Annotated in this window: 7 protein-coding genes; 2 read left to right on the top strand and 5 right to left on the bottom strand. The window is 56.8% G+C overall.

Annotated features, from left to right (window positions below; all coding sequences use genetic code 11):
- On the top strand, positions 1-358 hold a 358-nt coding region (locus tag Q666_RS38265), incomplete at its 5' end, for a tyrosine-type recombinase/integrase (RefSeq protein WP_023014450.1).
- A gap of 1992 nt (positions 359-2350) precedes the next feature.
- On the opposite strand, the gene Q666_RS38260 is transcribed toward Q666_RS38265, so the two are convergent.
- Positions 2351-3145, bottom strand: coding sequence for an IclR family transcriptional regulator (locus Q666_RS38260; RefSeq protein WP_023001551.1), 795 nt, complete (start codon positions 3143-3145; stop codon positions 2351-2353).
- 372 nt (positions 3146-3517) lie between these two features.
- Here Q666_RS38260 and Q666_RS38255 point away from each other — a divergent pair, with 372 nt between their 5' ends.
- On the top strand, positions 3518-5620 hold the full coding sequence (locus Q666_RS38255) for a TonB-dependent receptor (protein ID WP_031269562.1): 2103 nt from the start codon (positions 3518-3520) through the stop codon (positions 5618-5620).
- A 144-nt stretch (positions 5621-5764) separates the two neighbouring features.
- Here Q666_RS38255 and Q666_RS38250 read toward each other — a convergent pair whose 3' ends face one another.
- The 4 genes from Q666_RS38250 to Q666_RS38235 form a co-directional block, all read right to left on the bottom strand.
- Positions 5765-6808 carry a methyltransferase gene (locus tag Q666_RS38250; RefSeq protein WP_152533269.1) on the bottom strand — a complete coding sequence of 348 codons (1044 nt, stop codon included), beginning with the start codon at positions 6806-6808 and terminating at the stop codon, positions 5765-5767.
- Positions 6809-6881: 73 nt separating this feature from the next.
- The gene (gene dhbA / locus Q666_RS38245; protein WP_023001548.1) at positions 6882-7637 is read right to left on the bottom strand and encodes a 2,3-dihydro-2,3-dihydroxybenzoate dehydrogenase; all 756 of its coding nucleotides are present in this window, start codon (positions 7635-7637) and stop codon (positions 6882-6884) included.
- Between the two features lie 19 nt (positions 7638-7656).
- Complete coding sequence (locus Q666_RS38240) at positions 7657-8523, bottom strand: isochorismatase family protein (RefSeq protein WP_023001547.1); 867 nt, start codon at positions 8521-8523, stop codon at positions 7657-7659.
- Between the two features lie 9 nt (positions 8524-8532).
- Entirely contained in the window at positions 8533-10167 is a 1635-nt protein-coding gene (locus Q666_RS38235) for a (2,3-dihydroxybenzoyl)adenylate synthase (protein WP_023001546.1), read from the bottom strand.
- Position 10168: the final 1 nt, after the last annotated feature.

Below are 10168 nucleotides of genomic sequence, written 5' to 3'. Positions count from 1 at the left end.
TTCGGTTCTTCTGATCGGACGGAGTGTCGACGCGCTAAAGACCTGGCTGGAAGCGGCCCAGATTCAGGAAGGGGCCGTCTTCCGCGCGATCGATCAGTGGGGCAACCTGAAAACCCGTGCCCTCACCCCGCAATCGGTGAATGCCATCGTCAAGAAACGCTGTGCACTTGCCGGTCTGGACCCGCAGGACTTTTCCGCGCATGGCTTGCGCTCTGGCTTTCTGACAGAAGCGGCCAACAGGGACATTCCGATCCAGGACGCCATGCTGCAGTCCCGGCACAGGTCCCTCGCCCAGGCGTCCAGCTATTACAGCGATGCCGGGCGCAGCAGACGGCGGTCGGCCAGATTGTTGGGGTGATGTTCAACGCGAGGGAAGTTCATGAGGGAGATCCGGGCAGGTCTTGAAAGTGGCCCGTCCGGATCATTTCTCCTCAATCATTAGCTGATCCATCAGTCGAGTTGAACTCCTTAAAAAACAGTTAATAACCTCTCATATTCCCTTGCGGCATACAAGCGACGAGAGGTTGTTGTTATGGCCAGGTTGCATCCGTTTCGTGTTGTGCAGACTTCGGCTGGCTCTGTTTGCTGAGAGGTCGTTCTTGGGTCTGGCGTTTTGCACTGCACGGGACTGCCGCGCAATTTCCCAATGTTGTTCAGCGCGGCATGATCGTTGAGCGTAATGATTGGTGCGCGTCATTGCACGTAATGCCTCTCTTGGTGGTCGTTTGAATTCTGTTCGCATGGCCGGCCGGTCAGGTCGATGCTATCAAGTCTGCAATCATCTTTGTGAAAACAGGTCGTCCTGTTCCTGTCAGGCCGGCTGCGCAATTTCAGCAGCTAGCGTTTGCAGGACATGTATCTGGTAGCGCCTAAATACGTGACCACTTGCTCCTCTCTTGAGTTGGTTCATTCTCTTCAAGATTTCGTTCGGATAGGTGACGGCTGATTGGGGAAGCAATCAGGAAACTGAAGTTTGGTCGCATAGCCACAGTGGGTTTCACCAACACAGGTTGAGCTATATTGGGGCAACAAGGGAGCCGTCGGCTTGGTCCATGCTTGTGTTGCCGGTTCATTGGTTTCCGGTCTGAAAATACTTAGTTGTGCGATACGGGAGAACTCGAGGACAGGCTCGGCTAATTGATTGCTTTTTGGGATTTGCTAGCTGTGTGAAATGGCCTTTAGCGCGATGGGGTTCGTTCTGTGGGTATAGCGCCCTCCCCTGATGAGATGCGCTTCTTAGCTTGAAGAAGTTTTCTTCAAGCGCCGCGTAGTTTTCGTTGGACTAATGATCTCTGATCCGGAGTCCGGTTGTTGCCATACAGGCGGTTCGTCGTTCAGCCTTGAATTGAAGCTGCCGATTGATTGAGCTCTTTATTGACACGTGGTTTGCGGAAGGTGTTGCGGAGCACTCATTGGTGGATGGAGCGTTAGACGGAGTGGCGCTGGAGGGCCAGATGTTCCGGTCGTTTCGGCTGGACGCATTGTGAAAAGCGGTGGCGTGTGTCTCTGGCCAGATGTCTCGTTACTTTCATCGTTCGGCGTTACCTCCCTGCCCGCTCCATTTTTGTCCTGACCCGCTTCAAGAAAAGAGAATATCGAGACAGTCCGCGCGAGCCGATGCTCGTTATGCCAAGGACCAGCTTTTCGTCCGATGCCTTGTCCGGCTTGAGGTGTTTTCTGATCTCTGTTTTCTTGCATTGGGTGGCGCGACGGTCTGGTTCTGAGAATGCTCGCCGGAAACCAGGCGGAGGCTCTGTGATAGGGCGTTTTTTTGAGCGTCCAAGGCCTGGCGAATATAGATAGCCATCTGCAATGTGTTGCCTGTGCAGAAATTTCGGAAGTGCCAGGTACACATGCGTCGACGCATCATTACGTTCGCAAGCGTTTCAGACGCTGCCAAGGGCAAAACTTGTGAATATAGCAATTGCTATATCAGCTGATTTTTCCGGGTGTGGGGTATGACCCTTCAGTGTTAAAAGTCGCTCCGCTAGAAATTATAGCAATTGCTATATTGGCCGGTGTTGTGCTGAGCGTTCGTAGAGGCACAAAGAGCCTGACGCCAATTTCGTCGATTGTCCGGCTATAATCGTGGTTTGTAATGCATGGGTTTCAGGCAAAATAGTCCTGCGATGCATGGCAAAAATACACGGCAAAAATTTGGGTGAACGCCCTATGAGGGCGGTTCGTCAGATGCCAGGGCCTGTCTTCACTCCCGAAGATTTTTCTGGCCGATTGGGCAACGAGTGCCAGGTGGGCTTTTAGATGGTCGCCGGCTTTTTAATTGGAGCCGATCTGGCCAAAAGCTTTTTGTGAGCCTGCTGTATCGAAAATCCCCGGAGAGGGGAGGGGCTTACAAACCCGTGAACGCATCCAAACCACCAGTTTCCCGGGCCGCTTGCCGTGCGCAGTCGAACAGAGCCTTTCTATCCTCGGGCTTGTGCATGAGGCCGAGATTTGTGACCGTTGTCATGACGCAGGCAATCTCCTGCTGTGCATCAAACACCGGTACGGCCTGCCCCGTAATACCTGGTAGCAGGTGGTCGGTCAGTTCGGCCCAGCACTCGGTGCGGACGGTCTCGAGGATCTTGCGCGAGGGTGGTTTGCCTCGGAAATGAGGGGGCTGCAATTTCCTGGCAACGTTGATCTGGCTTTCGGGAAGGAATGCCTGGAAGATCAGACCGCACGCGGAATTGTCGACCGGAAGGACGTCACCAAGCCCGACGGAACTGATCGAAAAAAGTGCGCTGCGATACCAGCGCACGACTGTTGGGCCACGCTCGGTCCAGATGGCAATGCCCGCACTTGCGGCGTACCCACTGGCGAGTTGCTTCGTGTGCCTTGCCGCGATCTCGACAGGGTTTACACGTTTCAAGGCGCCAATGCCGATACTCAACGCGGTCGGGCCAAGATCGTAGTGCCCGGTCTGGGGATCTTGCATGACGAGCCCCTCCTTCACCAGGCTTTGAAGGTATCGGTGTGCAGTCGGGCTGCCGGTGCCGGCCTGTTTGGCGATGACGCCAAGTGCCATGGCTTCGGAACCATTGGCCAGGATGTTCAAGAATCGCGTGGCAATGGAAACGGATTGAATGTTACCGGAGCGTTTGGGTGATTGTCCGGTCGTTTCGCCATCTGCGTCTTCACTCATTGCCTGGCACCTTAATCGACTGATGCCTGGATTCGTCGTGCAACCAATCTGAAAATTTCGACAACGCACACCTCTCCCATCTCACCGACAGGGTATTTGGCAACCGTTGCAAGTTCAATCGTGAATGCAGCAGATTTTCCGTTCAAATTCAGTTTGTTGACTGAAGGTGTTGCCGGTTCGCCACATTTATTTATGAGTTTTATACTCATGTTGAAATGTGTAATGAGTTCTGTATAGTGAAATTCAGTTGATCCGGTCACCGGCGGCTGGGGCAAGCATGAGCCGCAACCGGTGACAGGGTCGTCTCTCCCCAACTGCTCGTGGGCAAGGCTTTTCCAGCTCGCGCAGTCATAAACTCATCAGGATCAAGAGATGAAACCGACTCGTATTGCGACGATGCTTGGCAGCACCGCCGTGCTCACCGTTTCACAGATGGTTACCAGCATCGCATGGGCTCAAGATGCAGGAACCGGAACTGCTGCTGACGTAACTGTCCTCGATACGATCCTCGTGAGCGGCGAAAAGATTTCGCGCAGCCTTCAGGAGACGGCCAGCTCGGTTGAAATCATTACGGGGGAGGATCTGGAAACACGGCCGGATGAGGAAAATGTCCAGAGCGCCATTCAGGACGTTCCCAACGTCTACTATCCCGGCACGGCAGGCGTTGCGCCGATTATCCGCGGGCAGGATACGCAAGGGCCGAACACTGGCGCGGTCGCGTTTTATTCAGGTACCGTTCCTCGGGCGTCCATCAACATTGACGGACACTACCAGACCTATTTCGAAACGGTGTTCGGTGCGACATCGATCTGGGATGTGGACCAGATCGAAGTGTTCCGGGGCCCACAGACAACGTCTCAAGGTGCGAACAGCATCGCCGGTGCGATCATCGTCAAGACCAAGGATCCCACGTTCACGCCGGAAGGTGCGCTGCAGGCTGAATACGGCAGCTACAACACTCACCGTGTGTCGGGCATGCTGAGCGGACCGCTGAGCAGCCAGCTCGCCGCCCGTGTCGCGCTGGACTACTACGGCCGTGACACGTTCATCGACTATATCAATTCAAGCTTCACGGATGACGAGACCAACCTCGACATCATGTCCTTTAATGGACGGGCGAAGTTGCTCTATACGCCTGACGCCATTCCGGGTCTGACGGCAAAGCTCACCTATGCGACCGCTCAGAACAATCAGCCGACATATGAAGCTGCGACGGTCCAGCCCTACGACCGGCTTGAAAACAGCCAGGCAAACGTGCCGAGCTTCTATTCCCGTTCACACACCGGGTTCGCCGACCTTTCCTATGAGTTCGAAAACGGAATTGTCGTCAGCAACGTCACCCAATACACCGATCTGGAAGTGAAGCGGAGCGTCGAAACAGTCGGCAACGGCGATGCGACCATCGACCAGCAGAACTGGTCGAACGAGACCCTGGTGAACTTCGGAACGCAAGACAGCACTTTCAGTGGTGTTGCGGGCCTTTATGCAGCTCATACACAGTCAGACGAAACCCTGCTCTTGCCTTTCAACGGTTCGCCGGATTTCGAGGATTCCAAGACCAATCTGGGTGTATTCACCGAGATCGATTACCGGATCAGCGATGCCTGGACCCTGACGGGCGGCTTGAGGTTCGAGAGCGACCGGATCAAGCGCACCGGCCTGTCGTCGACAGTTGCGCCCAGGCCCGTGGATTTCGATTACGACGAGACCTTCAACGCGCTTCTGCCGAAGATTGCACTCGCCTACAACATCACGCCGGACGTTACCGTGGGCGGCCTTGTCAATCGGGGTTTCAATCCAGGTGGTGTTGCCTTCGACTTCCTGAACGGACAAGCCCTGCCGTTCAAGGCGGAGACGTCCTGGAACTATGAAATTTTCGGCCGTGCCAATCTTCTGGACGACAAACTGTTTGTGTCCGCAAACCTGTTCTACACCGACTATCACGACTCCCAGCGTTACTTCCAAACGGTGTTGCCTGGCAGCAGCGTGACGCAGCTCCTCACGTTGAACGCGGAAAAGGCCCACGCCTATGGTCTTGAAGTGGCGATGAGCTACCAGGTCCTGGACAATCTGCGTGTGAACGCCAATGCCGGTGTGCTTCAGAGCGAGATCTCCGAATTCGATACGCTGCCGTCGGTCGAAGGCAATGAATTCGGCAAGGCTCCGGGCTATATGCTGGGCTTTGGTGTGGACTGGAGTGTGCTGGAAAACCTGACCCTCTCGGCAAATGTCGAGCATTTCGACGGGTACTATTCGGACGATCTCAACACGCCGGCTTTCCAGGTCGATCCCTATACAATCGCGAATGCACGGGCGACCTACCAGGTCCACGATCATTTCCAGCTTTATGGCTACGTGAACAATATCTTCGACGAGCGTGTTCCGACCTATCTCGAGAACCGGCCGGGAGTCGCTTCCTTCGCCACCATGACGGCACCGCGCATGTTCGGCATTGGTGCAAAGGCAACGTTCTAAATCAGGCTTCACGACACAATTCTGCCGGTGGCACGGGGTTCCCCCGCCGCCGGCAGAACATTGATTGCTTGAGAAACTTAGCCGTTTAAATATCTGTCTGGCGCGAACCGATTTTCTGCGCGAGAGGGGTGGGGAGTGGCTGCATCAGCCTGCCTGCCTGAATTCCAGAATGCTGACGGGGCTGGCCGTCGGAGTTATGGAAGAAGTCTCAAAACCTGCCTTCGCCAACAGTTCGATAAATTCGTCCGCCGTCCGCTCCCTGCCACCGAGCTGCGTCATCATGAAGATATCCTGGGACGACCCGCGGGCATCGGCAGCAGCGTCGCTGGTCATCATGTCGATCAGATAAAGGCGTTCTTTTCCGCTCAGGGATTGGCTGGTGTTCTGCAGGATGGTGAGCGCAGCTTCATCGTCAAAGTCATGGAAGACCCGGCTGAACAGATAAACATCGGCATCACCTGGTACATGCTCGAAAAAGGATCCGTATTGAGTAGTTGCCCGGCCGTTTGACCGCATCTGCTCGAACAGCGGATCGTGGTCTTCGACACCGCGCGGAAGCTCGAACAGAGTTCCCGTGGTTTCCGCGTTCCTGTCCAGAATTTGTGCCAGAAACGACCCGTTGCCGCCGCCGACATCCATGATCCTGGTGCCTGGTGCGAATGCCAGTTTGTCGACGACGACAGCACCAATGCCTTTTGAGGCCCCGTTCATCTGGTCGTCGAACCGTTTTTGCGCTGCCTCATCCTGCACGTGCCAATCGAAAAACGCGGAGCCATGGGCCAGATCGAAGGCAGTCGTACCGGTTCGCAGTTGTTCGGGCAGGTTTTCCCAGCTTCGCCAGAGCAACGGGTCGAGTTCACAGGCCACCCAGTTGCGCAGGCTCTGCGGATGCCCCGGCACGAGGTGGCGGGTGACAGGGGAGGGGAGGTAATGTCCCTGGTCATCCAGGGAAATCACCTCTTCATTGACCAGGTGCCTGAGCACTCGTTCCAGGAGACGGGGCTTTGTTCCTGTGATTTCCGCAAGCTCTCCCAGCGATCTCGCCCGCTCGACCAGAAGGGCGGGTATCCCGAGTTCGACAAGAGCACGAATACATTGAGACGTACGATATGCCGTGATCTGTGCCATCAGCTTGAAGGGCGGAACGGGGGCCGGTTGTTCGGAAGGTGTGGGAGCTGGTGCTGTCAATTTTGCAATCCTTGTAAATGAAAATTTGCCGGAGGGTCCGGCTCAATGGAGGGCAGGGGAGGGGCGCTGGCTGTCAGGCGCCCAGGGTCGCGCCTCCATCGACCACGATGTCCTGCAGCGTGATGTGCCCGGCCTTGTCGGATGCAAGAAACAGCACCGTCTCGGCAATATCGTCCGTCGTGGCTACCTTTTGCAGTGGAATGCCGAGTTTGAACCGATCCGGTTGGCCCGCGACCAGCTGCCTGTAGCCGGATGCTCCACCCGCCATCTCGCGCAGCATCGGTGTATCGGTCGAACCCGGCGAGACAAGGTTGCAGCGGATGCCGAAGGGCGCGAGTTCCAGCCCGATGCAATGGCTGAGGCTCGCCATCGCCGCCTTGGACGCGCAATAGGCAGTCATGCCCGTGCGCGGCACATGCGCCGCATTGGAGGCGATGTTCACGATCGCCCCGCTTTGCCGTTCCTTGAACACCGGTATCCATTGGCGCAGCAGGTAGAACGGTCCGCTGACGTTGACGTTCATACAGGCCTGCCAATCCTCTAGCGACAGATCCTCCGCCGCCCCGGTTCGCAGGACACCGGCGGCATTCACCAGGATGTCCGGGTACCATCGGTCCGCCATGAGCCCGCTAGAGATCGTTTCAAGCTGACGGGCATCGGCAAGGTCCGCTGTGAGAATGCGAAATGGCAGGGTGTTATCGCCGGCCTGTCTGTCCAGACCAAGGACCGTGGCACCCTCGTCACAAAACCTTTCGGCGATGCGCCGACCGATGCCGCTTGCGGCACCGGTTACGAACACGCGCTTGCCTGCGAACTGCCGAGTTGACATGTCGGAGCGCTCTGATCTGTCAGGCTGCAAGGCGCTTGCTTTCAATGAGCGCCCACCAGCCGTTCAGGGTCGGGACACGCGCAAGTTCGTCAAAGCCGACCACAATGCCGCGTTCCTTCAGTTCACTGGCAAGTTTCATGACCTGAATGGAATCGAGACCATAGAAAATCAGGTTTTCTTCCGGATCGAGATCGGCGTCGTCTTCGATGAGCTCCAACACGCGGCTGTGCAGCCAGTCACGCATCGGCTCAGACTTCTGGGCTGCACCTGTGAGGCTTGCCGTATCTGTGACCGCACCGCAGCGGGTGGCGACATATTTCAGGGCCATCTTGTGTTCGGCCTCGGAAAAATCGGCAACTGCATCGCCAATCATGAAGGCCTGAATGTCGTTCATGAACGCATCCGCAACAGTCATCAGGCAGCCGATATGTGCGTAGATGCCACCGACGATCAGTTGATCGCGGCCAAGGGATGCCATGCGGGCCTTGAGGTCGGATCGTTGAAATGCGCTGTAGCGCCATTTGGTCAGAACCACGTCGTTTTCGCCTGGCTCCAGTCCCTTGACCACCTGCTGCAGGGCCGGGTCGGCCACGGTCAGGCCGGGACCCCACATGTCGTTCAGGAGTGCTCGGTCTTCCGGCGGCTGGTCATGAGGCTGAGCCGTGTAGATGACCGGGACGTTGTTGGCGTAGGCCCAGTTGCGAACACGCTGCAGGTTGGCGATCAACCGCGTCATCAGTTCGCCGTCGGCGTTGTAGTAGCGGAGGAAATAGTCCTGCATGTCGTGGATCAGGAAGACAGCACGCGCGGTATCCGGTTTCCAGCCGGTCTTGTTCGCCGGAAAGTCCTTCGGCATCGGGTAGTCGGAAATTGTCGGGATGGTCATTGGGAACCTCTACTGTGTCAGAGCGGGAGTGAATTTCTGCGCGAGATCCATGCGCAGTTTCTTCTTGTCGGGTTTGCCGAAGGCTGTGAGGGGAATGGCGTCCGCAAAACTGAAGCGGTCAGGCAGCTTGTAGTCGGCAACTCCGAGCGACATTAGGTGCCTGCGAAGAGCAAGCGGTTTGATGCAGGAGTTGTCCGAGACAATGACAGCGCAGCTTTTCTCGCCAAGTGCCGGGTCCTGGATGGCGACAAGGGCCGCTTCTCGAACATCAGGATGAAGCAGAAGCAGGCTTTCGACTTCTTCCGCGGCTATCTTCTCGCCGCCCCGGTTGATCTGGTCCTTTACCCGTCCAACGACCCGCAGATAACCTTCACCGGTGCGGCACACCAGGTCACCGGAATAGTAGAACCCGTCCTCATCGAAGACGTCGGCATTGTGTTCCGGGCTTCGAAAGTAGCCGCGGAAGGTGTAGGGACCACGCGTCGCAAGTCTGCCCGTTTCGCCGTCGGTAACAGGTTGCCCATCTTCTCCGACAATCTTGATTTCGTCGTCAGGGCTGATCGGGCGTCCCTGGGTCGTGAAGACAAGCTCATCCGGATCATCCAGACGGGTGTAATTCACCAGTCCTTCCGCCATTCCGAAGACCTGTTGCAGCTTGCAGCCAAGTATCTGAGAGACCAGACGCGCATGGGACTCAGGAAAATGTGCGCCGCCCACCTGCAGGAGTTCCAGGCTCTCCAGCGCATTGCGATGATCAGGCGCTGCCTGAAGCCAGAGATTGACGGCGGAAGGCACAAGACCGGCCATGGTCACCTTGTGTTTGCGAATAAGCTCGAAACAGGCAAGAGGTTCCGGATTGGGGGCGAGCACGACGCAGCCACCGGCATGGAACACTCCGAGTGCGCCTGGTGAACTGAGCGGAAAGTTATGCCCGGCCGGCAACGCGCAAAGAAACCGCGTTTCGGGTGTCAGGTCGCAAATTTCCGCGCTGGCCCTGACGCTGTAGTCGTAGTCGTTGTGCGTACGTGGGATCAGCTTAGGTGTACCCGTGCTGCCGCCGGACAGTTGGAAGAAGGCGACTTCGCCTGGGGGTGTCGGGCCGTAATCGGGGGCAACGCCTTCCGGAGCACTTTCGATCCAGTGTGACAGGCTGGAGGCGGGATCTGCTTCGTCCATAAGAAGAACAGTGAGAGCACCGTCCTGCATTTCCTGCAGGCTGCCGATGAAGTCGTCCGTCCGGAACAGCTCATGTTGGCGGCTGGCGATCAGAAGTTTCGGTTCGATCTGCCGGGCATAGGCCGTCATCTCGTGACGTCGATGGCTGTAGAGCGCGTTGACCGGTGCAATGCCGGCCTTCAGCAACGCAAAAAAGGCGATGTAGAACTCGGCGAGGTTTGGCAGCTGCACCAGTGCGGTGTCACCGGGACCCAACCCTTTTGCCACCAATCTTGCAGCCAGATTGGAGGACAGCCGGTCGAGTGCGTCATAGGAAAGGGTTCGTTCGCCGCACACGATCGCCGGCGCGGAGGGACGCGTTTGCCTTTGTTGATCCAGAATTCGGGTCAATGGCTGATCGATCCAGTAGGCACAGGAGCGGTAATGCGCTGCCAGTTCCTCTGGCCAGCGCTGAAATTCGACGTTCATT

Origin of the sequence: Labrenzia sp. C1B70 (assembly GCF_000475395.1) — a bacterium.
Lineage (GTDB): Bacteria > Pseudomonadota > Alphaproteobacteria > Rhizobiales > Stappiaceae > Roseibium > Roseibium algicola.
Note: the sequence above shows the minus strand (reverse complement) of the source record. Positions and strands in the feature narration are given on the sequence as shown.